This window comes from Rossellomorea sp. DUT-2, assembly GCF_052665285.1.
The window spans coordinates 241004-266322 of record NZ_JBQPEO010000002.1; the positions used below are offsets into that span (position 1 = coordinate 241004).

Annotated in this window: 32 protein-coding genes; 7 read left to right on the forward strand and 25 right to left on the reverse strand. The window is 39.7% G+C overall.

Annotation, left to right across the window (positions count from 1 at the left end; genetic code table 11):
• Positions 1 to 153 precede the first annotated feature (153 nt).
• The gene (locus ACOSV2_RS06840) at positions 154 to 1521 is read left to right on the forward strand and encodes an MATE family efflux transporter (protein ID WP_428974502.1); all 1368 of its coding nucleotides are present in this window, start codon (positions 154 to 156) and stop codon (positions 1519 to 1521) included.
• Positions 1522 to 1582: 61 nt separating this feature from the next.
• On the opposite strand, the gene ACOSV2_RS06845 is transcribed toward ACOSV2_RS06840, so the two are convergent.
• The 4 genes from ACOSV2_RS06845 to ACOSV2_RS06860 form a co-directional block, all read right to left on the reverse strand.
• On the reverse strand, positions 1583 to 2356 hold the full coding sequence (locus tag ACOSV2_RS06845) for an SDR family oxidoreductase (RefSeq protein WP_428974503.1): 774 nt from the start codon (positions 2354 to 2356) through the stop codon (positions 1583 to 1585).
• Between the two features lie 251 nt (positions 2357 to 2607).
• Positions 2608 to 3420, reverse strand: a complete 813-nt coding sequence (locus ACOSV2_RS06850) for a CAP domain-containing protein (RefSeq protein ID WP_428974504.1) — start codon at positions 3418 to 3420, stop codon at positions 2608 to 2610.
• A gap of 320 nt (positions 3421 to 3740) precedes the next feature.
• Positions 3741 to 4100: a hypothetical protein gene (locus ACOSV2_RS06855; protein WP_428974505.1), complete on the reverse strand. Its 360-nt coding sequence runs from the start codon at positions 4098 to 4100 to the stop codon at positions 3741 to 3743.
• Between the two features lie 166 nt (positions 4101 to 4266).
• On the reverse strand, positions 4267 to 4548 hold the full coding sequence (locus ACOSV2_RS06860; protein ID WP_428974506.1) for a hypothetical protein: 282 nt from the start codon (positions 4546 to 4548) through the stop codon (positions 4267 to 4269).
• Positions 4549 to 4619: 71 nt separating this feature from the next.
• Here ACOSV2_RS06860 and ACOSV2_RS06865 point away from each other — a divergent pair, with 71 nt between their 5' ends.
• On the forward strand, positions 4620 to 4865 hold the full coding sequence (locus ACOSV2_RS06865; protein ID WP_428974507.1) for a DNA alkylation repair protein: 246 nt from the start codon (positions 4620 to 4622) through the stop codon (positions 4863 to 4865).
• A gap of 89 nt (positions 4866 to 4954) precedes the next feature.
• On the opposite strand, the gene ACOSV2_RS06870 is transcribed toward ACOSV2_RS06865, so the two are convergent.
• The 5 genes from ACOSV2_RS06870 to ACOSV2_RS06890 form a co-directional block, all read right to left on the reverse strand.
• Positions 4955 to 6574 carry an MDR family MFS transporter gene (locus tag ACOSV2_RS06870; protein ID WP_428974508.1) on the reverse strand — a complete coding sequence of 540 codons (1620 nt, stop codon included), beginning with the start codon at positions 6572 to 6574 and terminating at the stop codon, positions 4955 to 4957.
• A 114-nt stretch (positions 6575 to 6688) separates the two neighbouring features.
• On the reverse strand, positions 6689 to 7099 hold the full coding sequence (locus tag ACOSV2_RS06875; RefSeq protein ID WP_428974509.1) for a MarR family winged helix-turn-helix transcriptional regulator: 411 nt from the start codon (positions 7097 to 7099) through the stop codon (positions 6689 to 6691).
• 104 nt (positions 7100 to 7203) lie between these two features.
• Complete coding sequence (locus tag ACOSV2_RS06880; RefSeq protein WP_428974510.1) at positions 7204 to 7566, reverse strand: DUF2085 domain-containing protein; 363 nt, start codon at positions 7564 to 7566, stop codon at positions 7204 to 7206.
• Positions 7567 to 7577: 11 nt separating this feature from the next.
• Positions 7578 to 7871 carry a hypothetical protein gene (locus ACOSV2_RS06885; protein WP_428974511.1) on the reverse strand — a complete coding sequence of 98 codons (294 nt, stop codon included), beginning with the start codon at positions 7869 to 7871 and terminating at the stop codon, positions 7578 to 7580.
• A gap of 23 nt (positions 7872 to 7894) precedes the next feature.
• Positions 7895 to 8815 carry a CobW family GTP-binding protein gene (locus tag ACOSV2_RS06890; RefSeq protein ID WP_428974512.1) on the reverse strand — a complete coding sequence of 307 codons (921 nt, stop codon included), beginning with the start codon at positions 8813 to 8815 and terminating at the stop codon, positions 7895 to 7897.
• A 954-nt stretch (positions 8816 to 9769) separates the two neighbouring features.
• On the opposite strand from ACOSV2_RS06890, the gene ACOSV2_RS06895 reads away from it, so the two are divergent.
• The gene (locus ACOSV2_RS06895; RefSeq protein WP_428974513.1) at positions 9770 to 10495 is read left to right on the forward strand and encodes an AlbA family DNA-binding domain-containing protein; all 726 of its coding nucleotides are present in this window, start codon (positions 9770 to 9772) and stop codon (positions 10493 to 10495) included.
• A gap of 1 nt (position 10496) precedes the next feature.
• Here ACOSV2_RS06895 and ACOSV2_RS06900 read toward each other — a convergent pair whose 3' ends face one another.
• The 5 genes from ACOSV2_RS06900 to deoD form a co-directional block, all read right to left on the reverse strand.
• On the reverse strand, positions 10497 to 11429 hold the full coding sequence (locus ACOSV2_RS06900; protein WP_428974514.1) for an LCP family protein: 933 nt from the start codon (positions 11427 to 11429) through the stop codon (positions 10497 to 10499).
• A 121-nt stretch (positions 11430 to 11550) separates the two neighbouring features.
• Positions 11551 to 13011 (reverse strand): lmo1851 family serine protease, encoded by a 1461-nt coding sequence (locus tag ACOSV2_RS06905; protein ID WP_428974515.1) that lies wholly within the window; start codon positions 13009 to 13011, stop codon positions 11551 to 11553.
• A gap of 119 nt (positions 13012 to 13130) precedes the next feature.
• Positions 13131 to 13718 (reverse strand): YitT family protein, encoded by a 588-nt coding sequence (locus ACOSV2_RS06910; RefSeq protein ID WP_428974516.1) that lies wholly within the window; start codon positions 13716 to 13718, stop codon positions 13131 to 13133.
• Positions 13719 to 13891: 173 nt separating this feature from the next.
• A complete protein-coding gene (locus ACOSV2_RS06915) occupies positions 13892 to 14749 on the reverse strand; it encodes a D-alanyl-D-alanine carboxypeptidase family protein (RefSeq protein ID WP_428974517.1) in 858 nt (285 codons plus the stop codon).
• 148 nt (positions 14750 to 14897) lie between these two features.
• Positions 14898 to 15602 carry a purine-nucleoside phosphorylase gene (gene deoD, locus ACOSV2_RS06920; protein WP_113970961.1) on the reverse strand — a complete coding sequence of 235 codons (705 nt, stop codon included), beginning with the start codon at positions 15600 to 15602 and terminating at the stop codon, positions 14898 to 14900.
• A 130-nt stretch (positions 15603 to 15732) separates the two neighbouring features.
• On the opposite strand from deoD, the gene ACOSV2_RS06925 reads away from it, so the two are divergent.
• Positions 15733 to 15855, forward strand: a complete 123-nt coding sequence (locus ACOSV2_RS06925) for a hypothetical protein (protein ID WP_428974518.1) — start codon at positions 15733 to 15735, stop codon at positions 15853 to 15855.
• A 17-nt stretch (positions 15856 to 15872) separates the two neighbouring features.
• Positions 15873 to 16016 carry a hypothetical protein gene (locus ACOSV2_RS06930; RefSeq protein ID WP_181778227.1) on the forward strand — a complete coding sequence of 48 codons (144 nt, stop codon included), beginning with the start codon at positions 15873 to 15875 and terminating at the stop codon, positions 16014 to 16016.
• Positions 16017 to 16091: 75 nt separating this feature from the next.
• On the opposite strand, the gene ACOSV2_RS06935 is transcribed toward ACOSV2_RS06930, so the two are convergent.
• The 4 genes from ACOSV2_RS06935 to ACOSV2_RS06950 form a co-directional block, all read right to left on the reverse strand.
• Complete coding sequence (locus ACOSV2_RS06935) at positions 16092 to 16412, reverse strand: YodL domain-containing protein (RefSeq protein ID WP_113970960.1); 321 nt, start codon at positions 16410 to 16412, stop codon at positions 16092 to 16094.
• Between the two features lie 96 nt (positions 16413 to 16508).
• A complete protein-coding gene (locus ACOSV2_RS06940) occupies positions 16509 to 17279 on the reverse strand; it encodes a sporulation protein (RefSeq protein ID WP_428974519.1) in 771 nt (256 codons plus the stop codon).
• Positions 17280 to 17296: 17 nt separating this feature from the next.
• Entirely contained in the window at positions 17297 to 18100 is an 804-nt protein-coding gene (locus tag ACOSV2_RS06945; RefSeq protein WP_428974520.1) for a serine/threonine protein kinase, read from the reverse strand.
• Positions 18101 to 18121: 21 nt separating this feature from the next.
• Entirely contained in the window at positions 18122 to 18286 is a 165-nt protein-coding gene (locus ACOSV2_RS06950; RefSeq protein WP_397553979.1) for a hypothetical protein, read from the reverse strand.
• A gap of 105 nt (positions 18287 to 18391) precedes the next feature.
• Here ACOSV2_RS06950 and ACOSV2_RS06955 point away from each other — a divergent pair, with 105 nt between their 5' ends.
• Positions 18392 to 19483, forward strand: coding sequence for a DUF2515 family protein (locus ACOSV2_RS06955; protein ID WP_428974521.1), 1092 nt, complete (start codon positions 18392 to 18394; stop codon positions 19481 to 19483).
• Between the two features lie 126 nt (positions 19484 to 19609).
• On the opposite strand, the gene ACOSV2_RS06960 is transcribed toward ACOSV2_RS06955, so the two are convergent.
• Positions 19610 to 19786, reverse strand: a complete 177-nt coding sequence (locus ACOSV2_RS06960; protein WP_148969368.1) for a YozD family protein — start codon at positions 19784 to 19786, stop codon at positions 19610 to 19612.
• A 123-nt stretch (positions 19787 to 19909) separates the two neighbouring features.
• Here ACOSV2_RS06960 and ACOSV2_RS06965 point away from each other — a divergent pair, with 123 nt between their 5' ends.
• Positions 19910 to 20080: a hypothetical protein gene (locus ACOSV2_RS06965; RefSeq protein ID WP_181778224.1), complete on the forward strand. Its 171-nt coding sequence runs from the start codon at positions 19910 to 19912 to the stop codon at positions 20078 to 20080.
• Here ACOSV2_RS06965 and ACOSV2_RS06970 read toward each other — a convergent pair.
• The 6 genes from ACOSV2_RS06970 to ACOSV2_RS06995 all read right to left on the reverse strand — a co-directional run bounded on the left by ACOSV2_RS06970 (position 20064) and on the right by ACOSV2_RS06995 (position 25314).
• Positions 20064 to 20723, reverse strand: coding sequence for a hypothetical protein (locus tag ACOSV2_RS06970; RefSeq protein ID WP_113970955.1), 660 nt, complete (start codon positions 20721 to 20723; stop codon positions 20064 to 20066). The two genes, ACOSV2_RS06965 and ACOSV2_RS06970, sit on opposite strands and share 17 nt — an antisense overlap.
• Positions 20724 to 20869: 146 nt before the next feature.
• The gene (locus ACOSV2_RS06975; RefSeq protein WP_113970954.1) at positions 20870 to 21094 is read right to left on the reverse strand and encodes a YozE family protein; all 225 of its coding nucleotides are present in this window, start codon (positions 21092 to 21094) and stop codon (positions 20870 to 20872) included.
• A 106-nt stretch (positions 21095 to 21200) separates the two neighbouring features.
• The gene (locus ACOSV2_RS06980; protein WP_428974522.1) at positions 21201 to 21491 is read right to left on the reverse strand and encodes a YokU family protein; all 291 of its coding nucleotides are present in this window, start codon (positions 21489 to 21491) and stop codon (positions 21201 to 21203) included.
• On the reverse strand, positions 21484 to 22911 hold the full coding sequence (gene ablA / locus ACOSV2_RS06985; protein ID WP_428974523.1) for a lysine 2,3-aminomutase: 1428 nt from the start codon (positions 22909 to 22911) through the stop codon (positions 21484 to 21486). Before ablA ends, ACOSV2_RS06980 begins: the two co-directional genes overlap by 8 nt.
• Before the next feature lie 91 nt (positions 22912 to 23002).
• Complete coding sequence (ablB, locus tag ACOSV2_RS06990) at positions 23003 to 23836, reverse strand: putative beta-lysine N-acetyltransferase (protein ID WP_428974524.1); 834 nt, start codon at positions 23834 to 23836, stop codon at positions 23003 to 23005.
• 212 nt (positions 23837 to 24048) lie between these two features.
• Entirely contained in the window at positions 24049 to 25314 is a 1266-nt protein-coding gene (locus ACOSV2_RS06995; protein WP_428974525.1) for a peptidase, read from the reverse strand.
• Positions 25315 to 25319: the final 5 nt, after the last annotated feature.

Consider the following 25319-nt stretch of genomic DNA (forward strand, 5'->3'; position numbering starts at 1 on the left):
CTGCCTCCCTGACAACTTAATCTTTTCAACACCCATTATATAAGAGTGCTGCGTTAAAATGCATATTTGACTCTCTATCACTTAAAAATATGATACAGTATGATAGTGAATTTATCATATGTTCAAGTGCCGTTATGCAAAGGAGTTCATTCCATGAGAGAAACACACACTTTTAAAGATAAAATCAAACAATTGTCCCTTATACTCATTCCCATTCTGGTCACCCAGCTTGGGATGTTTGCGATGAATTTCTTTGACACCATCATGTCAGGAAAGTATTCTCCCTCCGACCTAGCAGGTGTCGCCATAGGTTCCTCCCTTTGGGTTCCGGTATTTACAGGGTTAAGTGGCATCCTTCTCGCGGTTACCCCCATCGTCGCTCAATTAATAGGAGGAGGAAATAAGAAAGATGTTCCTCACACTGTGCTTCAAGGTGTCTATGCTGCCATTGCTCTATCACTTTTCGTGATGATTGTCGGAGCATTCGTTCTTAATCCAATTCTGAACGGAATGAATATCGAAACACAGGTCCGTACTGTAGCCAAAGAGTACCTTATAGGACTTTCATTTGGGATGATTCCATTGTTCATCTATAATGTGCTGAGATCGTTTATTGATGCTTTAGGAATGACAAGGGTCACCATGTTTATTACATTGCTTTCCCTTCCAATCAATGTGGTGTTTAATTATATACTGATTTTCGGAAAACTCGGTTTCCCTGCATTAGGAGGAGTAGGTGCGGGTTATGCATCAGCCATCACTTATTGGGTCATTACTCTCATTGCCTTTTGGGTCGTGCATACGAAAAGTCCTTTTGACCAATTCTTTGTCTTTAAAACCCTTCATAAGCCAAACCTTCTTAAGTGGAAAGAGCTCTTTCAAATCGGGGTACCCATCGGTTTATCGATTTTCTTTGAAGTAAGCATTTTCTCTGCCGTTACTTTGTTAATGAGCAACTATGACACCGTTGTCATCGCAGCTCATCAAGCAGCGATCAATTTTGCATCCTTTCTCTATATGATCCCTCTTAGTATTTCGATGGCATTAACCATTGTTGTAGGGTTTGAGGTAGGAGCGAAAAGGCTTCGGGATGCAAAGATCTACAGCTGGATGGGGGTATGCTTTGCATTACTATTGGCAGTCATATACGGTGTGATTTTGCTCGTGTTCCGTTCAGAAATCTCGTACCTTTATTCAGATGATGCATATGTATTGGAATTAACGGCTCATTTCTTATTGTATGCCGTATTCTTTCAGCTATCAGATGCCATTCAGGCTCCGGTACAAGGGGCACTCAGAGGATACAAGGATGTTAATATCACCTTTATGATGGCACTCATATCCTATTGGGTCATTGGATTACCTTTGGGTTATGTCCTGGCAAACTACACTGACTTTGGTCCATATGGATTTTGGCTTGGTCTGACTTCCGGATTAACGGCAGGTGCCATAACATTGACTGCCAGGCTGTTATTCATACAAAAAAAGTATCGTAAAGAATATAGCCTTATAAGTGAATAAACCCATAAATGAAATCAATAGACACGACAGATTCTATTTTCTGCCGTGTCTATTCTTTCATTCACTGACGAAATACCTTTCCCAGCACATCCTTGCCCCCTGTAACGGGGATGATGGAGCCGGTAATGAAATCAGATTCCTCTTTACAAAGAAAAGAAATGATCCTCGAAAGGTCTTCCCCTGTCCCAGGTCGCCCGACCGGTGTGCCCGGATCATGATATTCTTTTGCTTTATGGATTTTTTCTTCTTTCCATTCGCCTACGATATCTCCAGGGCAGATCATATTGGCGGTTATTCCATTACAAGCTTCTTCTATTGATATCGTTTTCGTAAAGGAAGCGAGTCCCGCTTTTGCTGCCGCAAACGCGGAACGATAGATCCAGCCTGGTGCTGTTTCAACTCGATCATATCCAAACGTAATGATTCTTCCCCAGTTCTTTTCACGCATTTTAGGGATGATCAGCCTTGATAAATAAAAAACGCTATTTAAATTTCCATTTACTATGTAATTCCATTCTTCCGGGGAATAATCCACAAATGACTTCCGCTCTTTCACGTAAGGACCTGCATTATGAATTAAGATATCGATACTTTCGACTTCAGTCCATATTTCCGTTACCATTCGTTCACATTCTTCCGGTACAGAAATATCACCTTTGACCGCTATTAATTTATTGTTAAATTTCTCCTTCAAGTGGGAGACAAGATCCTTAACAAATTGATCGTCTTGCCTATAGTTAATGATAACGGTATAGCCTTGTTTCGAGAATTCTTCTACCGTTCGCCGGCCGATCCCCTTCGACCCTCCCGTTATTAGCACAACTTTTTCTTTCATCAAGCTCACTCCACGTACTCGTTATACTTCAATAGTAAGAATGATTAGGCTGAATTGCAAATGTGAGCTCTTAATTCATGTGTTCATGAACTTACACGCGCTATTCTTTGTATATCTTTCCTAGTTGAGTGAAAACCTAATCTCAAACCTTCTTTGGAGGATTTGTTGTGCCAAATGTGAACATCACTTTAATTTTAAAGTAAAAAAAACAACCTCTCCAAAAGAGAGGCTGCTTTCATGGTTGCGTTATATTATTTACCAATGAACTGTTGAGTCCAGTAGTTACCGTTTTCTACATGTCCTACACCGATGTGAGTGTAGTTTGAGCTTAAGATATTTTTACGGTGACCATCGCTGTCCATCCATGCTTGTACTACTTCTTCTGGAGTAGCTTGACCCATAGCGATGTTTTCACCGGCAGAGCTGTATTGGATGCCGAACTGCTTCATCATGTCGAATGGTGAACCGTACGTCGGGCTATCGTGAGAGAAGTAGTTATTCGCTTGCATATCACGAGACTTTTCACGTGCAACTTTGCTTAGCTCAGTATCTACTTTAAGTGCTGGAAGACCTTGTTTTGCACGCTCTTGATTTGTTAATTCCACTACTTTTTGCTCATATTGGCTTAATTGACCTGTTTCTTCACTAGCCTGTTGTTCTGGTTGCTGTTGCTGTTCGTTTGCTGCAGGTGCTGGTGCAGGTGCTGGTGCTTCTGCTTTTGGAGCTGGCGCCTCTGCTTTTGGTGCTTCTGCTTTTGGAGCTGGTGCTGGCGCTTCTGCTTTTGGTGCTTCCTTAGCAGGCGCTGGCGCTGCCTGAGCTTTAGGAGCTTGTCCTTTTAACAGCTCTTGTACATTAATATCTTTACCTTCGATTTGGTATTTTGCTAGAGTATCTTGTACAAATTTATTTAAATCTTCTTGATTACCACTATATTTAAATGCGTTCACTTGTTGAGCAACCTTATCTGTTGGACATGGTGCTGCTGCGTCAGCTTTACCTGCCGCGAATGGTGCTGCTAATAAAGTGAATGCTGTTGCAGTTGAAATCATCATTTTCTTGTTCATAAAAATGAATTCCTCCTTAGTGAATGTGTTTTTCCTTGCTGCACATTCATCATACCACCCTGTTTTTGTTACATTTACGGGAGAACTTGGTAACTAGAAATCAATTGTTCTATTTTGAAAGACAATTTCTTTATAGTACTATAGTAATCATTGATTCTAGTAGGGAGAAATGTATTTCCGAAATGATTTACTTACATTTCCAATGATTGTATTATTTAGTCTTGAAGACTAATAATTACCTGTATATCAATATTGACAGCTTTTTGAAGGGTCCATCATTGTAACGGATGTTACAGTAACATTTCACACAACATGCGATTTCATCCTAAAGATAGGTATTCGTTGCATTTTTTGTCAGATTGAATGATAATATATCCTTCTACTTCAAAACCAAGACGTTTTAATTGTCTAACCCCTACATTGCATTCAATCGGATTACTCCCCATTACGACAATTGGTCCCTCAGGGATATCGTGGTAATGCCTTGTTATATATCCGCATGGGATCGCTACAATATTATCGCACTCTTCTTTAGATGAATCTTGATAATCCCGAACATCCACCACTACATTCCGGGAAGTCACCTCGAGAGAAGACCATTGTTTTGTTCTAACAGGAAAATATCGATAGTACATCATATAAGAAAGTACACTAAATAGAAGTAAGCTTATTACTAGCATACTGGCATCATCCTTTTTTATCATCTAATCATCATTATATACCTGTGTAGGTATATAAGAAAGGGAAATGCTCAGAATGAGATGATTTGTTTATTTTCTGATACTCCATCATGGATGGATACGCAATGTCTGTCCTCGGTTTTACATGCTAAACGTTTAAATGTCTTTATGTATCTCCGTTCAATTGTGAGACCATTTCAAGATGTACCTTTATTAATGAAACTTTCTCTTCACTCGTCAGGTCCGATTCAATGATTCTCTTCGTAGCTGATAGGTATTTTTCTTCCTTTGATTTACGCACTCTTGGATGACTATTTCCGTCCAATAGTTCACGTTTAATGGTTTCCTTCAGGATTTTTTCTGAAGAAGTATCCTCACTTATTAATAATCGGTTTTTCCATATCTGCCTGTAGGCCTCTAATAATGCTTCGAATGATTCTAATCTCATGATCCAACAACCTTTACATAAAAAGTTTATTTATTAAGCATACTAGAAAAAAACAAAGAAAGGTGATGTACATGACTACACCCTATCGCTGTCCCAGCTGTAAGACGAATCGTACACGATTTAATATTATACAACAAGTATCTCAGAGTGTGAAACTCGATCCTGCCTCTGGAGAAGTTGTTCAAAGTTATGAAGAAGGGCAGATCGAGCCTTTTCATCTAGCATACAATGGACCGGATTTAAAAGTACAATGTGCCGCTTGCGGTTTAGTGGAGGATGAGATGACGTTTAAGAAATTTGGAGAGAGTAAGATGTAATTCATTTTTAAAAAGGGGTAACTGGTTGGTTCTGTGTTTGAGTACAGATTCACCCGGTTACCCCTCTTCTTATTTAGAACTGGATCCAATCAATGATTGGAAGCTTCTTTAAGCTTTGTTTCTTTTTCTTCTTCCGTTACATCTTTATTCGACATACGTAATGGGATTTCATTCATAAAGAACGTTAATACAAAACCAACAAGAAGGATGATAGCACCAATAAAGAAGACATTCGTTAAAGCGAAACTTAACGACTCTCTCACCCCATCGAGAATGGTTGCGTATATCCCTTGGTATTCTTGAGGTAATGTTGATTGTAATTCTTTTAATTTCTCACCATTCATAATGTTTTGAGGATCCTGAAGCTGCTTCAGCACTCCTGATGATTCAGGATTTGTAAGAAGAGGTGAGTCTTTCACTTCTGACATTTTCTCAGTCATCTTTGAAGACATGGAAGAATTCATCACGGTACCCATGATGGCTACACCAATCGTACCGCCGATTTGCCTGAATAATTGGGTGGCAGCGGTAGCCACACCAAGGAACTTATGCTGGACAGCGTTCTGAACCGTTAAAGTGAACACAGGGAAGCTCAGCCCAAGACCTGTTCCTACTATAATAATATTAATTAGAGCCGTTGTATTGGTTGTGTTCGTATCCATAAAGGATAAGAGAATCATTCCAGCACTCATGACGAACAAACCGATTAGGGCCAGAAATTTATATCTGCCTGTCTTCGTGATGATCTGCCCACCAACTGTACTTGCGATCACCATACTCAATGTCATCGGCATCATTACCAAGCCGGACTTAGTGGCAGATGTCCCCATGACCCCTTGAATAAAGAACGGCATATACATAATGGCTCCAAACATCCCGGCACCCAGGATAAATCCAATGATATTGGATAAAGTGAAGATTTTATTCTTGAATAATTGAAGTGGAAGAACGGGATTACTTGCTTTCTTTTCCGTAATGATAAATAAGACAAAGAATATCACCGTTGCTGACAGTAACCCTATAATCGGAAGGGAAACCCAATCATAATCATTTCCACCCCATGTAAAGGCCAATAATAATGGAATAATCGTCAGAGTAAGCATAACAGAGCCCAAATAATCCACTTTCAGTCCTCTATTTGGTTTCTGTGAAGGAAACATTTTATAAATCATCCCAAAGGCGACGAAACCTACTGGCAGAAAGACCCAGAATACCCAATGCCAATCTGCATTATCAACGATCCAGCCTCCTAATGTAGGTCCGAACACACTTGCCAGACCAAATACACTACTCATTAAACCTTGCCATTTCCCTCTTTCCCGAGGCGAAAACAGGTCTCCTACAGCCGTAAAAGCAGTAGACATGATCATCCCGGCTCCAAAGCCTTGAATACCCCGGAAGATGATTAATTGAATGATTGAGGAAGAAAGTCCATTCAAGAATGACCCGATCATAAAGACTCCTATACCAAGGAGGATGAATGGCTTTCTTCCATACATATCCGATAATTTCCCTACTAATATGGCTGTTACCGAACTGGTTAACATAAAGATTGTAAATACCCAGCTATAGTAGTCAATCCCACCGATTTCAGAGATGATTCGGGGTAAAGCCGTTCCTACTATCGTTTGATTCAATGCTGCGAATAACATGGCTGACATGATGGCTATCATGATCATTACTTTTTTACGATGTTCTAAGTGCTCCATTTTTAAGTCTCCCTTAATATTTATAATAATAATAATTCACTTACTTAAGTAATTAAGCATAATAGAAGGGATGACCCATTACGGTCAACCCTTGCTCTTTCATGCTCACACTTATTACTTGCGATTCGATGCCAATAGTTTTTCAAAAAGTTCAATCAGGTGGTTTATCTCTTCTTTATCAAATTTCACAAATAGTTCCTGGAAGTATTGAGTCTTTTTTTCTTCACATTGAGAAAGCATTTCTTCGCCCTGAGGTGTCAGAGCTAACTCTACTACTCTACGATCTTCGTTAGACCGCATTCTTGTGATATAGCTTTTTTCTACTAATGTATCTGTAATAGAAGTGATGTGACTTGCCGATACTTCCATACGTTTGGATATTTCCGAGGATTTCAATGCCCCATTCTCGCTAATGAGCTGAAGCACCCGGAATTCTCCATTGGAAATGAACTCACCAAAGATGGTTCGAATATCTGATTTCATCATTCTAAAAACGGATCTGAATAATCCCTCTAACTCGTACATTTCTTTTCCCACTAAAAATCGACCTTTCTCACTTCTTGCACTAAATAAATAGTTCACTAAGTTAACTATTATAGTTTAAACATTTTCTTATGATCTGTCAATGGTCATGAACCCGTCAAGACCATGACGGTTCTGACTCCCATCTTGGAGAATAGAATGATACTGATTGATAGTCCGATCCCACATAGGAATCCGGTCAGCAACCGTAACGAATTAGTACTCATTCTCCACTTCCACTTCTGGGTGTATCCATCTGCCAGTAGGGGAAAGATGAGCATCCCCACATAAAGCAAATGAGCGAATGATACCAAATGGAAATACAACCAAACGTACGGGATCCCGATTAGAATGCCCATGAGAATACCCATACAGCGAAAACATACTGGAAATTGTTTCCCCCTGACGACGAGGGAACGCTCTCGTATTCTATGACAGGGCATAAAGGATAATGTAAGGATGCCTTTCACTCTATTCCCTCCTATGGACTGCAGTCCGGAGTACAATCACAGTCCGGTGAATCACAGTCAAACTTCTTTCCCCCTGGAAAAGGAAGACAGTCAGGTGAATAGATTGCACAGTCCCAACAATCATTGGTCCTTTCCCTTTTATGTTTTTTTCGCTGATAATACACGATCGTTGAAATAAACATGATGACACTTAGTACGATGAGGCCAGTAAAGATGATGAACTGCAGAGTGGTCTCATGTATACTCAGCCCGTAAAGTCCACCGATTAATAAGATCAGTTCTACACTAAACAATAGAAACACCATGAATTGTTTCTCCACCCCTTAGGTTATTCAGTTATATCTATCTCCTGCAATGAACGTATTACTTCTGATTTATGTAAATCTTCTCCAATTATGACGAAATTGGTAGGATATTTCATGTCTCCCGGCATAAATAAGGGCATACCATATGAATATTGAAACAAGGTTGGATTTTTTCGCCCCTGTAAAGGAACATACCCCTTCATTCTATAAATGCTGTCAGGTTGATTTTTCACCCATTCTTCAAACGCTTCTCCATTTACTGTTCCATTGAATGTATACACGATTGCTTGTAAGGTTAAATGCTCGCCGATCGATGCTTTCTCATAGGAACCGTTTCGGTTATCCGCTTTTAAAGATAATAGATCTGTCATAGAGACCTTTGAATAGTTCGTTAAGTACACTTTAGCATTTGGGTTGATTTGCTGAAGTTCATACGAGAATGTTCCCTGCTCCATCTCCGTAAGCAAATCCATCTTATTTGCCACAATATACTCCGCATGGCGAATTTGTTCTCTCATCAATTGTAATACGGCAGGACTGAATTCACCCCTATTTTTCCACTGGAGTCCATCCACAACAGTAACAATCCCTCTAAATTCGAACTGATTTGCAAAAAGTGGGGATAAGATGGAATCGACAACTTCAACGGGATGGGCTGCTCCTGTTGTTTCAATGACCAGTACATCGAAATTTTCATTAAACAGTAACTCCTGAAGCTGTGACTCCAGCTTTTCCGATATGGTGCAGCATATACATCCATCAAGCAACTCCCGTAAAGCCGTATCTTTTTCAACTTCATCACTATCGATGGATACACTTCCTAATTCATTCATTAATACAGCCGGTTTTTTATTCTGGTCCTTTAAGGCTTGAAGCAAATCTTTTAATAACGTCGTTTTTCCACTTCCAAGGAATCCGGATAGTATATAAACATCTTTCTTCATTTAATCTTCCTCTCTATAGATCCTATACATATTCTATTAGAAAGCGCTTGTGAACACAATGAAGGTATTCTCGTAAATCTCTTTTCACAAAGTTTATAGCTATTTTAGAGATAAAAGTAGTAGTGGATGTCCACTACAGGATGCTGGATTTGCATAACTTCCAAGAAAAAGTGCATATATCATGAGTGTTAGTGCGAAAATACGGACCGTTCCTTTCCGCTCCAGGCACTTGCTTTCCGCGGGGAGGAAGTCGAGCCTCCTCGGGCTTTGCCCTGCGGGGTCTCGACCTTTCCTCTATTTCCCGCAGGAGTCAAGTGCCTTCCGCTACAATCCACTCTGTGCTTCTATATTCTGACTGGCTAATGGACTATAAACAAAAAAAGCTCCAATTATAGATATTTTGAGCGTTTGTTCCAAAAAAACAATTTTACTAAACAATTGTGTACAATATCAACCTCATGACGCTTGCTCAAAAATCAGTTCTTAGTCAAGGTTTTGTGACGGATCAATTGAATACCTCTTTTTAGGTGAGTAAAGGTTAATGTCATATTGAAGAAAACTATACTTTCTAATTAGATTGTATTTTGACACCTTATAGATCTGTCACGAAAATTCTCTTAAAGATGGTGTGTCCAACAATAGGGGTGCAGCTCATAAGCTGAGGAGGATCGGCCGAACGCAAGCTGCAAGTGGAGCGGTTCCCCTCACCATCCAGCACACACTAATGGACAGAGTCAAAGTAGACCTTATGTTAAAAAACAACAAACTTATGGAAAAGAGCGATTGTAAAAAGCGTTTTATTATGTTTACACGCATAGAATGAACTAAAGAGGAATTGGGTCATCTAAGATGATTTATGGATGTTATTTACTTCTTTCATTTATCATCATAAAAGACCGTTCCGTTTCGGCAGGATCAATACACATGTGAGTACTATAAAAGGTGGGGTTGTCATTGTACTATGAGAAGATCGTTCCGCTTAAGTTAAGGGACTTTTTGAAGAATCCTTCTCATGAAACATTGAAGGATCTGTTGCTTCATAATACGGGTGAAACGGATTACGTGGATTTCAAATCAGATTGGATTGAATTCACAAAGATGGCGAAGCATATTCTGGCTATCTCCAATACAGGAGGTGGATGCATCATTATTGGAGTGATGCAATTTGATGATGGATCGTTAGATTTAAAGGGGTTGTCAGATGAGGAATTTTTAGATAAAGCAGATGTTGATAATAAACTACAGCATCTGCTTCCTAAATATTTACGTTATCGCACCGAGGACTTCATTTTCCCTAAAGGGATTCACCCTTTGTTGAACTTAAAACGATTCCAGGTTCTCATCATTGATTATGATCCACGATACGTTCCCTACACCTCTATTGTAACAAGAGGTGAATTAAGGTATGGGGCCATTTATGCCCGGCAAGGGACGAAGACAATCGAAGCCAGCCACGAAAAATTGGTGGACGTCATTCTCCGCAAAGTCCTGTCAGGTGGATCGGAAAGTGATGAGCGTACATTAAAAGAACATCTGGAACACCTTAAAATTCTGCATGTGGAACATGATCAAGCGGAAGATCCGAAGTACAAGAAATATTTACATGATTTGATTGTAAGAAAGATGAAGAAGATAGAAACTTTCCTGGACCTGGATTCTTCCGAGTTTCATTCTTGGTAAATCACTCAACCGTTTTCAGAAACTCACTGATGGCTTCTTGATTCTTCTGTTCATCCATGTCTAAAACCTGTCCTGCAGTCGCTGTAGAAAGATCCGTAAAGCTTCCTTCTATCGGTACTCGAAGTGTGTCCACAGAGTTTACGGGATTTAGCATTAATGACATTCCATACTTAATCACTTCACTCATTGGTGTAGAGGTTTCTACGTTTTTTAAACCTTCTCTCATAATGGAAACGACGGTTGTAATTCCTTCTCCAGACTGCATTTGCTCCATTAGACTTTTTTCTGCTAACGAAATGATTTCCTGCTGTCTCTCCACTCGTCCAAAATCGCTACTTATGTCTCCTCTAAACCTTACATATTGTAAGATTTCTTCTCCTCTTAACACTTGCTTCCCGGGATCCTTTGACCATTTCCAATACTTGATCATCGGTTCTGACACTGTAACCCCGACCCCTTCTGGAAAAACGAGATCCATTACGTTTATGAAATCATTAAAATCTACTTTCACGGTATGGTGAACCTCTATGTTGAAATTACTTTTTATCGTTTCAGCCAGGAGCTCTTCTCCACCCCACGTATACGCATGATTGATTTTGCTCTTTTCATATCCAGGGATGTTTACAAATGTATCCCTCATGATGGAGACAATCTTCATGGATGTTGATTGCGGAGTATATTGAGCAACCATTAAAACATCTGCACGGGCAGGTTCGTTATTTCGTTGATCTGAACCGATTAGAAGTACATGAACAGGAGATTTTCTATCTTGAAGGACTAAAGGGAAAATAGATTCATCTTTTTCATCTAAGAAATGCTTTTGCGATTGAACTTCTTCTTTTGGTGCAGGTTGTTCTCTCTCATCCCAGAAAGGTGAACAACTTACAACAATGAATACAGAAAATAAAGTCAGCAGTAACGCTGTTTTTTTCATAAGATCACCTCATATATACTCTCATTGTTCATTGTTGGTACATCTCATATATTCTATACGAGTAAGAAGAAACCAATAGCCAAAAAAAAGATCTCAGGTACTTTCACCCGAGATCTACCACTTAATTATTTTTGGTTAACTCTTCGATCGCTTTTTTCACTTGCGGATCGTTTTCTTTTAGCTTTTCTCGAAGATTGGACATTAGCTTAACCGTCGTCTCAGCATTTAACGTTCCAGTTACCTCTAGTTCATTCTTTTCCTGGAACTGCTTAACCGCTTTTGTCGTATCTTCATCATAATATCCATCAACGTTTCCTGGATTCAAGTCCAGTGCATTGAGCATCTGCTCTGCTGTTTTCACCTGATCGGATAAGTCTGATTCCTTCAGTTCCTTTTCAGGATTGATGTATGGAAGTTGTGCATATTCCGGCATCTTCACTTCAATATCGGGAGTGATCCCCTTTTCATGAATCCAATTGCCATCTGGTGTTAACCATTTAGCCGTTGTAAACTTCATGTTTGATCCATCTTGGAAGGTTTCCGCTGTTTGGACTGTTCCCTTACCAAAGGTTTTCGTTCCAACAAGGGGAATATCATTTGACTCACTTACAGCTGCTGCTAAGATTTCGGCAGCACTTGCGCTTCCACCATCTACAAGAACAGCTGTAGGAACATCTACCTTCTGCCCTGATTCAGAAACGTACTTTTCCACTTTACCGTTGCTGTCTTCCACTTGGAATAAAACTTCACCTTCAGGAACAAACAGGTTAGAGATTTTCACAGCTTGATCCAGCAATCCACCTGGATTTTGTCTTAAATCAAGAACAAGTTTTTTCATGCCTTTATCGTTCATTTCATTTAAAGCTTCCGTTAATTCTTTATACGTATTCTCCGAAAAGCTCGTAATTTGGATTTCAGCTACACCATTTTCTTTCATTTCTGCATAAACCGTTTCAATTGGAATTTCATCCCTTGTAATGGTTACTTGCATTGGCTTATCCTGACCTGGTCGTTGAATGGTCAGTGTAACCTTTGTCCCTTTTTCACCACGAATAAGGAGAACCGCATCGGTGACAGACATTCCTTGAATACTTTTGTCATCCACTTTCGTGATTGTATCGTTCGGCTGTAATCCGGCTTTCTCTGCCGGAGAACCTTTTATGGGAGATACGATGGATATATATCCTTCTTTCTCCTGTATTTCTGCACCGATCCCTTCGAAAGAAGAAGAGATGCTTTCCTGGAATTTTTCAGCTTCTTCTACATTCATATAATCAGAATAAGGATCTCCCACACTATCAAGCATCCCATTAATAGCACCGTTTACTAAGGTGTCCTGATCAAGGTCTTTAAAGTAATTTTCATTTAACTTATCATATGCTTCATAAAGTTTTTGAAACTCTGAACGTTCGGTTACCCCTACATTTACTGCCTTCTCGTCCCCAAAGGCCAGTGCAAATGTTGTAATTCCTGCAGTTGCAAATACAAGGAAAAACAAGAGCATAACAAATTTAAACTTCTTCATTTTTATAAAACTTGAATGGGTTTCTTGTTGTGACTGATCTGTCTTATCTTGTTCCAAAGCTTCCACCACTTTCGTTGCTATGTATCTTGTGTGAATTTACCGACTACACTATCACGAAACAGCTATATGAGCAATCTTCCCACTCATAGCTTCTTTATTCTATCAGCTTTTCAATATTAACGAAAGGAAAATCCATTGTCATGATTATGATGTGTCAAAATCGTTGTAAAAAACCCTACTGTACTGACAGCAAATAAAGAATATAAGAAAGACTCTGTACCAATGATCGGCCAGCCAACCACCAGCACGATGCTATCAAAAGCAAAGATTAATTTCCCCACATTCATTTGAAAACTTTTTCCAATCAGTTGAGCCAATAAATCAGATCCTCCCGTGGCAGAGTTTCCTTTTAACATAAGGCCGATTCCAATCCCAACACATGTCCCGCCTAAGAAGGCGCTCATAAGCGGGGGAAGAGTGAGAGTATTCTTCCACTGATGAAAAAAGTCTATCATTAACGAGGATAACCAGAGACCGTGAATACTATTATAGAAAAGTTTTCTGTCCACATAAAAAGCCAGCATATATAACGGGACACTCAGTAAGATAATCGTGAGCCCCGGCTTAAAACCAAACCAATAATGGGCAATCAGGCCAATCCCAATCATACCCCCATCCAGGAAATGATGTGGCATGAAAAAGAGATTGATACCGATCCCTACAAACACACTTCCTATGATAATAATGCTAAAAGTCCTCATCATGCGTCTCACCCGCTCACTTCAAACTGGGACAGCCCCTATTATTGTTGTATGTGAACTCGTGAGAAAACAGAACAACCCCAGTGCGGAATGGATTTAAAAAGAGTCTCCAATATGAATCACAAGTGACACAGAAAAGGGTCAGAAGCCTAAAGCCCCTAACCCTTGAAAAATCATTATATCTTTTTCACATTATTGAAATATTCCTCTAAAGACCAATCATTTTCATGAATGACTTTGGCAGCATCCTTACCAACATACCTATAATGCCAAGGCTCATATTGATATTGTGTAATGGAAACCTTATCTTTAGGGTAACGAAGGATGAACCCATATTTATAGGCGTTTTCAGCAAGCCATTTCCCTTCCTTCGTGTCGGCAAATTCAATGTTTACCTGGAAGTTATTACTTTGACTTGAAATATCCATGGCTAAACCGGATTGATGCTCACTTTGGCCTGGAGGAGCCACGGCCATTACGGCTTTTTCTTCTCCGAATTGAGCAATTTCTCTTTCCAGCAGCATTTTTTGATATTCGTATGAACGATAACCTGAAATAGCCGTTAGTAAAATCCCTTGTGATTGAGCGTCAGCGAACATTTTCTCTAGCTGCAATGCCGCTTCTTGTCGAAGATATGCCTTTTCAAGTTCTTGATTACCAAATACAAACGGAACATCTGGGCGAACCAAATCATTTGGTTTGTATTCATCTAATGCATATTCCTTATTCACAAGAGCTAAAAGGTTGGATGGATTTTGAATCACTTGTTTTCCATCCACTACTTTCACATCGTTAAAGTAGTGAGACTCTAATTGTAGTTCTGGCGGAACCGCTTCTTCCTCTGAAGTCGGAGGTTGTTCTTGTTCCGGCTGTTCATCCAGCTCCGGTTGTTCTCCTGGAGATTGCTGCTTAGGTTTTTCTTCTTTTGTTTCTTGTTGTTTCTGGCCAAATAAATTCTCTGACCAATCTTGTACTTGCGAACATCCCGATAACATAATCAAGGAAGCAGTCGTTACGAAGATGATCTTTTTCATACTTTCACCTAGTTTCTCTAAAATGGTTCCATCCTTCATCTTATCATGTAATCAGATTTCTGTAAGCAGGACAAACTTCACAAAATGAAAAACTGCCTATAAACCCGGAAGTGGGAATGTAAGCAGTTTCTTTTAATAATAGTTGAATCTACTCTTGAATAGCAGCTTCCAATGCAACTTCGATCATTTCATTGAATGTTGTTTGACGCTCATCTGCTGTCGTCTCTTCACCTGTTAAGATATGGTCACTCACTGTAAGTACAGATAATGCATTGCGTCCATATTTTGAAGCTAATGTATATAGAGCTGACGTTTCCATTTCAATGGCCAGAATACCGTATTGGGCCCATTTTTCGTGCTCTGCATTGTCATTGTAGAACATGTCGGCAGTAAATACATTTCCGACCTTTAGGTTAAGGCCTTTTTCCACACCGGCATCATAAGCACGTTTAAGCAGATCAAAGTTAGCTGTCGGAGCATAGTCAATCCCGTTAAACGTTAATCTGTTCATTTGAGAATCAGTTGATGAGGTCATAGCCAGAATGACGTCACGAACTTTAACATCCTTTTGGATAGCTCCACAAGTACCGACACGGATCAGGTTTTGTACGTTATAGCTTTGCATCAATTCGTTGATATAAATGGAAATGGAAGGTACGCCCATACCTGTTCCTTGAACCGAAATTCTTTTTCCTTTATATGTCCCTGTGTACCCAAACATATTACGAACCTCATTATAACATGTTGGGTTTTCCAGAAATGTTTCTGCAATGTACTTTGCTCTTAGTGGATCTCCTGGTAATAAAACCGTTTCTGCTATTTCATTTTCTTTTGCATTAATATGTATACTCAATTTACTTTTCCTCCTAACAAGTCTGTTGAAACACCATTGTAATCCTTTTTTATTTCATATGCAACGCTTGAAAATGGAAGGATAGAAAGCATTGCATGGGGTCAAACTAACGAAAGAAGGAGGGATTCACATGGTAAAAGAAAAAATGAGTAAGAAATTGAAGCAGGCAGTACAGCATGCAAATGAAACAAACCCTTCTACCCGATCCGGGACACAACCTAACTCTTCAAGAACTGAAAGACTTAAATCATAACGGGGAGGAAGATTGCTATGGGTAAAAAACACAGAAACAGAATCAATGCTCCTAAGAAAAATAACCATATTCCAAAAGAAGCCCTGGAAGCAGAGCACAATGCACATGCGAAGGAAAATTCAGCTCAGAACCGAAAAAACGGTCCGGGTAATCACATATAAGGAATTCCAATAAAATAAAGGAAAGAATCTTACTTTGAGGAAGATTCTTTCCTTTTACTTTTTGTTGTCCCCTATTTAATGAATCAAGATCCGGTTCACTCTTTTCCATCCATTTGGCTGAAGACGGTAATAATAATGACCTCTCCGCCCCTCGTCAATAAAGATAATATCACGTGTAGCAATGTATCTGCCCTGATAATCTTTAGGAACCAAATCTGGTACGTTAAATGTTCTGAACGTTTTATACAGGGCTTCTTCATGATTATTTGCTTCAACCGAGATTCGATATACCTCTTCATAGCCTTTATCCTCTCCATACTTTGGAGTTTGGAAAATGGTCATGTCATAGGTCGATCTCAAAAGCTTAGGACGAATGATTTTTTCAAGTAAAGGCATGAGTACCCCTCCGTCATTATGTTGTACTCATACTATTACACATAGACCTTGTCGAATCCTTCATGGAAACATAGGAATCTTTGTCGAATTGCTTCTTTAAGTGAATTTATTAATCACATCTTGCAGTTTTGATGAAAGATGAGGGATATCTGACGTTCTAATGGTTAATTTAACCATGGATTCGTCCATTTCAAGAGCTTCTGCTAAAAATCCACCTAACCCTCTTGCCCGTCGATCCACTTCCAGAAGCAGATCCACTTGTTCTTCAGATTGATTCAGGAACATCACTTCAAGTTCATCTAATTTTCGTTGATATGGACCATTGACCGGAACGAATTCGAATTCCTGTATGAATGGATAGCGACCTCTGTAGCGGCGTGGTGCCTGCTCACATTCTACCTTGCGAATCCTGAAGCCCAGTTCCTGAACAGATGTGAGCACCGCATTCGTCAATCCATTCGGAACGATTTCAATATAATCTTTGTCTTTAGGATCAACTGCATTTTTAATATCCAAGCCAGTGGCTACCCACACCCTTGTATTTCCATACGTGATGGGAGTTTCAAATGGTAAGGTAAAGGTAAAAGGAAACTCTTTCTTTTCATTTTCACCGATGGTAAACGGCTCGGATATTTGAACTTTTTGAATGGGAGCATAATCAGTATACTTTTTGTCATCTGATTCACGAATATATGTAGTAAAGAGAGTTAAATAGATAGAATCAATGTTTTGATCTGCGCTTCCTCCTGTAATTTCTACTATACCCTTTGCTGTTTCCCCTGCTTGATAGCTTGATTTTTCTAATTTTGTATCTACTGTAGCCGCTCCGATTCCTATTGAAGCAAACACTTTGTTAAAAAAAGACATATGATTTTCCTCCTCGATTATCGTTCTTGTAATGTGTCAATCACTCGGTATAATTCCTCCAGAATCTCTTCAGCGTCCCTAAACCCTGAATCAATCTGCAGAAGTCTTCTGATCACCATTCTGGTATCATGCTGAATGGCAAGTTCTACTTCCCAGCTTCTCTCCTTTTTCATCGTCGGTTCATAAGAAGAATACAATAAAAACAACAGAAAATGGCCGATTGCGTAGAAATCACTCTTCTTGGATTTATCCCTCATATAATCCTTCTGTTTCCCTGGGGTAGTCTCTGGTGTTGCATTCATTTCACAAGCAAGGCCAAAGTCTATTATTTGAAGCGTTCCATGATCCAGTAGAATATTAGGGATCCTTAAGTCTCTGTGAACGAATCCATTTTCATGGATCCATTGAACGAGGATAACCAATTGTACACCTAACTTTAGTGATTCTCCCTCTGAGTATGTTTTTCCTTCCTGAAAAATTAACTCCTCAAATGTTTGACCGTCCATTTTTTCCATAACGAAATAAGGAGTCTTCCTATACTCACCTGCTGTATAAACGGATGGAAACTGAGGATGAGATAAAGTTTGTAGTGCATTCATTTCATTTTGAACATATTGGACGTGATTAGAAAATAACTTTTTGTAAGGGCGAATTCTTTTTAATATGGCTTCTTTTCCACTCGAGTGGTCGATGATCGAGTAAGTAGTACCATAGCTTCCTTTTCCAACTAATCGGATGATATGGTAGCCATTGATGTTTTCCCCCGGTTTCCACGTCTGTTCAAAGCCATCGATCAGTCTGCGAAAAAGCGTGAGTGGCATATCCCATTTCCTCTCATTCCATCAGCTGCTATAAAAGCTGGAAAAAAAGCTTTTACTCTTATGCTTCTTATAATGCTGATGTCCAAAATGTTTATGTTTAGGTGATTTATGCTTTCTCCACGCATCACTTGAGCTGTATCGATGATGTTTCGAACCTAACAGACTTTTAATTATTTTCTTTAACATAAGCAAACCTCCCCAAAATGTTTCTCTTCCACTTGTATTACTATATACGTTTCATTTTGAAATTAGTTTCAAACATAAAAAAATATCTTGTGGGAGCGTGATCCCTTGATTTATTCACCGTTTCAGAAGTTTTTAAACCTTATCAAGACTGGGAACAATGACCATACGAGGCCGCTTCTTAAAGAGGAATCTATTTGTGAGCTTTATAATCAAGCAATCCAAGAGCCTGCTCCGATTGTTAATTTCCATCAGGATCTTGAACTGTATGAACAGATTGTCATGAAAGTAAATGATGCTAATCTCAATAACGTAACAAGAACTGCATGTTACCTTGATTTTTTCAAGAAACACCCTGAAATCCACTGGTCGTTTCTTGCTCATATGGTATCCAGGAATGCTGGTTATCATATGACTGACATTCGAAATAACCTGATTTCACTCGTCTTGTCCAAAAAAGAGCAAAATGCGTTTTTCTCATTTCTCGAGTTGTGTAACGCAGCCATTTTTCAAGATGCGTATCCTCAACTATTACTATATGAACATTGGAAAAGAACGGGGCATCCTTCTTTTCATCTTCTAAAAAAATTCAACGTTTCCATGTTCATGGAAAGTATATGGAATGACTTTCTTACAACGGGCAATAAACAAGTTTTAACTATAGGGCTCATCATGAATGAACAGCATATGATTCAAAAGAGAATATTAACAGGTATGAAGAAACCAACTGGAGTGGATGAATGGCTATTCCTGTTGCAGGATCGTTTAGAATTCACTTCTATTCTCTTCCCATATGGAAAACAATCCCCCTTCTATCTGGCTGGTCTTTCTGTCTCTCACTTTGAACAGGTTAAGCACAGAATTCTATTAGGCAAGAGGTTATACGGAATTTTATTTAATCACTCTGTCTTTCCAACTGCATACTCATTTGCGATTCACCATTGCCACAGCGGATCGAGAGCGGATTACTGGCCTCACATTTATTCGAAGGAAAATAAAAAAACCCGTCTATATAGTCCAACTTTATGTTCTGTCTGGGATAACATGCCTTCTTTCACACTCTCTTCGTCTGACTGGTTTACTGACCAGCCGATCGAAGTGATGGCACCTCTTATGACGATGATGGTACCTGATCGTTTTTCTATGACCAAAAAGTGGAAAGCGTTTACCTCATTACTTGTGAATCTAAAGAGGGATTAACTCAAAATAAAGTGCCTCCATGTTTTTCTAGAACCCGAAAAACATGACAGACACTTAAGAGTTAATCCCATTATGTGAAAGGACATTCCTTACGATGTGACTCCCATTTCGATGGTTGAAAAGATCCTATACATCTTCTTCCCATTCTTCATCAATGATACATTTGGCAATCAGATACTCGAATGTGATATCCGCTATTTCTTCCAGCTCATCTTCTGACGGTACATATCCTCTTTGAACGAGTTCTTTCATGAAGAACTCGGCAATTTCCTCGGTGTCGATAAAGACTTCTATCTCCCGCATGTGATCGCCCCCTTTGATTCTCAATTTATGACAGAATGCTTCCAGTTATGCTATGAGAAAAAAGTTTTCATAAGACTTAAAAGACAAGCATAGACTTTATCATCAAAGATAAGGAGCGATTCGATGTTAAACACATTTACTCAAAAAACGAAAATGATGTTAAAAGATTTAGAAAATGGTGAGGGAATGATTGTCTCAGGAATGCAGTGGATTCTTCGCGTTGTATTGCTATCATTTTTAATCATAAGCGTTCCGGTTTTTCTGTATATCATGTGGCTTATTCCTTCTCTTTAACAATAGATTGTGAGTTTGTATGAGTTTTCAATTGTTCTAACACATAGTCCATCTTATTCTTATATTTAGTATCTTCAAAGAGAAGATACAGTGCTTTGTAATCATTATAATGGTCCAGAAGCTGATCAATCCAACTTGGTTTTGGGTGAGCAGGTGAACGAAGGGATTTTATTTTGCCTTCTTTTTTCTGCGGAAATACGAATCCGTATTTCTTAATAAAGGCTTCTGCTTGCTCTTCATCTGCAACTAAGGTGATTTCATCTTCGTCTGCTTCCAACCACTCACCATCTGTAATTCTCATTAACTCATAAATAACATCTTCCCAGGCATCGTCCTTATAACGCCATATTTCCGTCCTGAATCCTACCACCTTAAAGAGATCCTCTTCATACCCCTTGACAATAACAAGATCTCCGAATAGAAATTTATATTCAATATCGATCTGTTCCTGTTCAAAAATGTATCCATCATAAGAATCAAGCAATTCTAATGATTTCTCCTTGAAAAGTCCTTCACTTTCGTTTACCTCATATAAAAACTCACCATCGAGTTTCTTAATATCGGTGATTTTCCCGACAGTACCATAAATTGTTACAACTACCGTTTCTCCAACTCTGAATCTAGGCTCTTTTCGTTTCTTCATTCTCCCCTCACCCTTAATCGCCTTTTTTATATGATATGCAACAACAAGCATATCGGTATACACGAAAAGCCTTTTTAAAAATGGACCGACAATTTGTTTAGAACAAATGTCGGTCCATTGGCTTCATTGACTTTAAGGTTATTTAGTTACACTTTTTCTTCTAATAAATAGGCGTCCCATGCCATATCGAAAATGGACATACTTTCAAGATAATGACCATTCATTTCAAGATAAGAACTAATCTCATGGTATTGCTTTGATTGTTTAGGAAAGCTATGATCATCATAAGCCGAATTTGCGAAATGAGTTAATTCATCCTTGGCAGTAGGTTGCCTGTATTTCATTAAATAATGATAAAAGGATTTTCTCACCTGTTCCACCTACCCTTGTTGTTTCTTTTCTAAAAGGATAGCCGAAGAAGGTGAATTCGTAAAGTTTTTGCTTTAGGTGAGTGCTTTTCCCCTGTATGACCCACGGTTAATACCGAAAGTAATTTTTCTTTAGTAACCGGGGAAGTTCCATTAAATCTGTGTACGTGATCACTTTATCGATTAATTTGGTGTCGATTAACATAAGCTGGTCTTCTATTTCATTGATGACCGCTTCTTCCTGATACTCCATTCCACAATGACTGCAGCTCATACTGGGGACAATCGAGATTTGAATCGCTCTTGAACCATCAGGGAGCTCCCAATACACGTTCGATTTTTCCTCATGAGCTGTCTCTTCTTCACACCATTCGCACACTTTTGCATTATTTTTATCCATTGATGGTTTTTTCCTTATCATCATTTTTATCTTTTTCCATTTTCGTTAGCATCGCTTTATGCTTCTTTTCTTTAAGCTGATCTCTCTTCCCTCTAAAGTCCTTAAGGGAATTATGATCCGGATTTTCCTGGTATTCCTTTCGCCGTTCCAAACGCTTAAGTCCACTCGGGGTGAGGGAAGAATGGGTTTGATTCATCAAGCCGGCAATTCCAATGGTAGGCTCTTTAATCTCTTCATCATGATACACTTCTTTAAAGTAATCATCTGCCCTGCCTGCTACGTATTCTTCCGGTTCCGGATAGGTGGAGATGACTCCTTCAAAATTACGGACGACCACTTTAGAAGCACTTTGAGATATAAGGTAATTCGGTTGCAGGGAAATTTTCCCTCCACCACCTGGGGCATCCAACACAAAGGTCGGTACGGCATAGCCGGATGTATGCCCCCTTAAGCCTTCGATAATCTCCAGTCCTTTGGAAACAGGTGCGCGGAAGTGCCCGATTCCTTCTGATAAATCGCATTGATAAATATAGTATGGACGTACCCGGATCTTAACAAGATCGTGCATAAGCTTTTTCATAATAGGCACACTGTCATTTATACCGGCGAGAATAACCGCTTGATTCCCTACAGGAACTCCTGCATTTACGAGCATCTCACACGCTTTCTTGGACTCTTCCGTAATTTCGATCGATGTATTAAAGTGAGTATTCAACCACACTGGATGATATTTCTTCAAGATATTACACAGGTTTTCGGTAATCCGCTGTGGAAACACGACGGGCGCCCTCGTTCCAATCCGTATGATCTCAACATGTGGAATATCTCTTAAGTTCTTTAAGATGTATTCAAGAATCTGGTCATTAATCAGTAGACCATCCCCACCCGATAGCAGTACGTCTCTTACAGCGGGAGTCTCCCGTATATATTCAATGGCAGCATCAAGTTGCTTCTTTGGTACGCCCATTCCAATTTGTCCCGAAAACCTTCTTCTCGTACAGTAACGACAGTACATGGAGCATTGATTTGTTACGAGAAATAACACTCTGTCAGGATATCTGTGCGTCAATCCGGGAACAGGAGAATCTTCATCTTCATGTAAAGGATCCTCCAGGTCATACTTCGTTTTATGAATTTCCTGACCGATTGGAACGGATTGCATCCGGATAGGGCAGCGCGCGTCATCCTCATTCATTAACCATGCATAATAAGGAGTAATATTAAGGGGGATCGTTTTAGTCGAAATCCTTACACCTTCCTCTTCATCCGGTGTCAGGTTTACCACTTTCTTTAAGTCATCAAGGGTTCTGATGGTGTTTGTCAGCTGCCATAACCAATTATTCCATTGTTCATCCGTTACGTCTTTCCAAAGCTCAATATCCTTCCAATCCCTTTTCGGTTTATAAAGATTCATTTTCATCTACTCCACCAACTTTCCAAAAGTATCTTTCCACCAGGAACAAAACTATACATTAGCCTATGAAATAGAATCCAAATCGGTTTTCATCCTTTTACATTACACTCAAATCTTTTTCCCAAATGTTCATATCTTCCATTTTGTCGAAGATGATGCAATTGTTCGCCAGTCTTCCACCGTATCGATATCCGAGCTGATGGAATACCGCATTCATACCAAATGAAAGTGCCCTGGCAATCGTATAAGCACAGAAAATGTCGCGGTTAAGCAGTTCCCATTCCAATTTTCGGATCAGATGCTTCATATACCCGCCTTTGCGATAGGAAGAGCGTGTAGCACAATCCGTCAGTTCAGCGTTCTTACAGGTTGAAGATACATCGGCGGAAGCAGCACTGATGATTCTTCCTTCCTCCTCGATATAAACAAAGATTGTCCCACTTTTCATTGACTCTCTCACATAGTCGGGATTGTGTAATGGTACAGGATATAGCTTAAATACCTCCTGATAAAGGTCGGCCAGCTGCCCTGCATGGTCTTGGGTTGCGACGGAAATCGGTATAAGACCTCCGCTTTCGTGTCTTCCGAGCTCCTGGACGGATTGAAGAATGGCATCCTCATCCCTCCAGTACGAGCTATTTCTTCTTTCATCCGTTAAAAACTTACTCATAAAAAATGCTTTATCCCCATTAAAGTAAGCGTTTACTCCCCCCTCCAAGATGAACCCTTTTTCGAAAAAAAAGAGAGATTGATCCCGCCTTGCTTTCACAATTACCTTTTCATAAAGATTGGACTGAGCTTCTTTCTTCACATACTCCCACAGTAATACCGGGTTCCCTCTAAACTCATCCACCCGCAGTCTTCTGTTATAGCCATCCTTATAAATGGCGGCTTCTATCTTCGGTTTTTTAATATATTCGTATGTTTGCATTCTCATAAGCCCCTTTTTTACCAACATATGAAGTGATAAGGTAAGTTATGAAACAAACCACTATAAAAAGGAACAACCTATGTCTTTAATCATGAGAGTTGTTCCTTCTTTGGATGATATGAAGTTTATAAGATTACATTGAAGATGACCAACGAACGGATTGTGAAAGGGTTAAATCACCATTTAATACTCTATACCCATAAAGAGGAAAATTATGACTCTTTATTACACCAATCCAAAATAAATAAGGAAAGGATTTCAGCAGTTTGGTAGATTTTATTCAATTCGATGTATTCGTTTGCGTCATGAGCCACTTCAGTTGTTCCTGGACCAAATACGACGACCGGAATATTCCCTCCCTTAGATAGGATTCCACCATCCGTTCCCCAGGGAGAAGCTTCAATGATTGGAGTGGTTTGCAATACTTCATTGGCATGATAGCAAAGCTTCTCCACTAATTCATGTTCACAGGAAAGGTCACCCGGCTGCCACCTTCCACCAAACCATTCGATTTCCACAGGATGATGATCAAACCATGAATCAACCTCATTCATCTTCGAGAGGGCATCTTCTACCTCTTTTTCTACTTGTTGTAAGGACTCCCATGGGCCAACCCCCACCCTGCCCTCTATGATAGCAAGATCAGGAACGGAGGACGGCCACTTCCCGCTTTCAATTCTTCCAATATTAATGGGTAATGGGATGGGAATATTTCTATATAACGGATCGTCCACCCTCTTGTTTCTGGATGATTCCAATTCTTGAAGAGTTTGAATGACGGTATAGGCTTTATCAATGGCGTTTATCCCTTCATACCTTGTGCCCCCATGTGCCGATTTCCCTTTTACTTTCAGGCGGAACCACATGGATCCCTGTTGCTTCGGAAAGATCTTCATGTTGGTGGGTTCGGGAATAATGGCAGCATCTGCTTTGTACCCCCTCACTAAGGCGGCAAGCGTCCCGGTCCCGCCACTTTCCTCCTCTATCACACTTTGAAAGAAGATATCACCCTTCAGTGGAATGTTTAACTCTTTCACAATTTCCAATGCAAGGAGTAAAGCAACCGATCCCCCCTTCATATCGGTTGAACCTCTTCCGTAAAGCTTTCCATCTTCAATCACACCACCGTAAGGATCATATGTCCAATTCTCCCTGTCCCCTTCCGGTACGACATCGATGTGCCCATTTAACAGGAGACTCCTTCCTCCACCTGTCCCTTTTAACACACCCACTACATTTGGGTTGCCTTCGAAGTTCTCACGATCACAACGATAAAAAGGATGATCCAATACATCCGATTCTTTCACTTCCCAAATGTCCAACTCCAAGCCAAGCTTCCTGCATTTCTCGATGACAATCGCCTGTGCCTTAGATTCATTGCCCCTTACACTATCTTCCTGCACCATCCTTTGCAGGAGCCTGATTGTACTTTTCTTTTTTTCTTCTATTATTTCCTTGATGAGACGGTGAGTTTCCAAATCGG

What these genes read in the sequence shown, in the direction of transcription:
- ACOSV2_RS06840 (WP_428974502.1), top strand. Translation starts at nt 154, where the DNA reads ATGAGAGAAACACACACTTTTAAAGATAAAATCAAACAATTGTCCCTT.
- ACOSV2_RS06845 (WP_428974503.1), bottom strand. Translation starts at nt 2,356, where the DNA reads ATGAAAGAAAAAGTTGTGCTAATAACGGGAGGGTCGAAGGGGATCGGC.
- ACOSV2_RS06850 (WP_428974504.1), bottom strand. Translation starts at nt 3,420, where the DNA reads ATGAACAAGAAAATGATGATTTCAACTGCAACAGCATTCACTTTATTA.
- ACOSV2_RS06855 (WP_428974505.1), bottom strand. Translation starts at nt 4,100, where the DNA reads ATGCTAGTAATAAGCTTACTTCTATTTAGTGTACTTTCTTATATGATG.
- ACOSV2_RS06860 (WP_428974506.1), bottom strand. Translation starts at nt 4,548, where the DNA reads ATGAGATTAGAATCATTCGAAGCATTATTAGAGGCCTACAGGCAGATA.
- ACOSV2_RS06865 (WP_428974507.1), top strand. Translation starts at nt 4,620, where the DNA reads ATGACTACACCCTATCGCTGTCCCAGCTGTAAGACGAATCGTACACGA.
- ACOSV2_RS06870 (WP_428974508.1), bottom strand. Translation starts at nt 6,574, where the DNA reads ATGGAGCACTTAGAACATCGTAAAAAAGTAATGATCATGATAGCCATC.
- ACOSV2_RS06875 (WP_428974509.1), bottom strand. Translation starts at nt 7,099, where the DNA reads ATGTACGAGTTAGAGGGATTATTCAGATCCGTTTTTAGAATGATGAAA.
- ACOSV2_RS06885 (WP_428974511.1), bottom strand. Translation starts at nt 7,871, where the DNA reads ATGGTGTTTCTATTGTTTAGTGTAGAACTGATCTTATTAATCGGTGGA.
- ACOSV2_RS06890 (WP_428974512.1), bottom strand. Translation starts at nt 8,815, where the DNA reads ATGAAGAAAGATGTTTATATACTATCCGGATTCCTTGGAAGTGGAAAA.
- ACOSV2_RS06900 (WP_428974514.1), bottom strand. Translation starts at nt 11,429, where the DNA reads ATGAAAAAAACAGCGTTACTGCTGACTTTATTTTCTGTATTCATTGTT.
- ACOSV2_RS06910 (WP_428974516.1), bottom strand. Translation starts at nt 13,718, where the DNA reads ATGATGAGGACTTTTAGCATTATTATCATAGGAAGTGTGTTTGTAGGG.
- ACOSV2_RS06915 (WP_428974517.1), bottom strand. Translation starts at nt 14,749, where the DNA reads ATGAAAAAGATCATCTTCGTAACGACTGCTTCCTTGATTATGTTATCG.
- ACOSV2_RS06925 (WP_428974518.1), top strand. Translation starts at nt 15,733, where the DNA reads ATGGTAAAAGAAAAAATGAGTAAGAAATTGAAGCAGGCAGTACAGCAT.
- ACOSV2_RS06930 (WP_181778227.1), top strand. Translation starts at nt 15,873, where the DNA reads ATGGGTAAAAAACACAGAAACAGAATCAATGCTCCTAAGAAAAATAAC.
- ACOSV2_RS06935 (WP_113970960.1), bottom strand. Translation starts at nt 16,412, where the DNA reads ATGCCTTTACTTGAAAAAATCATTCGTCCTAAGCTTTTGAGATCGACC.
- ACOSV2_RS06940 (WP_428974519.1), bottom strand. Translation starts at nt 17,279, where the DNA reads ATGTCTTTTTTTAACAAAGTGTTTGCTTCAATAGGAATCGGAGCGGCT.
- ACOSV2_RS06945 (WP_428974520.1), bottom strand. Translation starts at nt 18,100, where the DNA reads ATGCCACTCACGCTTTTTCGCAGACTGATCGATGGCTTTGAACAGACG.
- ACOSV2_RS06950 (WP_397553979.1), bottom strand. Translation starts at nt 18,286, where the DNA reads ATGTTAAAGAAAATAATTAAAAGTCTGTTAGGTTCGAAACATCATCGA.
- ACOSV2_RS06960 (WP_148969368.1), bottom strand. Translation starts at nt 19,786, where the DNA reads ATGCGGGAGATAGAAGTCTTTATCGACACCGAGGAAATTGCCGAGTTC.
- ACOSV2_RS06965 (WP_181778224.1), top strand. Translation starts at nt 19,910, where the DNA reads ATGTTAAACACATTTACTCAAAAAACGAAAATGATGTTAAAAGATTTA.
- ACOSV2_RS06970 (WP_113970955.1), bottom strand. Translation starts at nt 20,723, where the DNA reads ATGAAGAAACGAAAAGAGCCTAGATTCAGAGTTGGAGAAACGGTAGTT.
- ACOSV2_RS06980 (WP_428974522.1), bottom strand. Translation starts at nt 21,491, where the DNA reads ATGGATAAAAATAATGCAAAAGTGTGCGAATGGTGTGAAGAAGAGACA.
- ablA (WP_428974523.1), bottom strand. Translation starts at nt 22,911, where the DNA reads ATGAAAATGAATCTTTATAAACCGAAAAGGGATTGGAAGGATATTGAG.
- ablB (WP_428974524.1), bottom strand. Translation starts at nt 23,836, where the DNA reads ATGCAAACATACGAATATATTAAAAAACCGAAGATAGAAGCCGCCATT.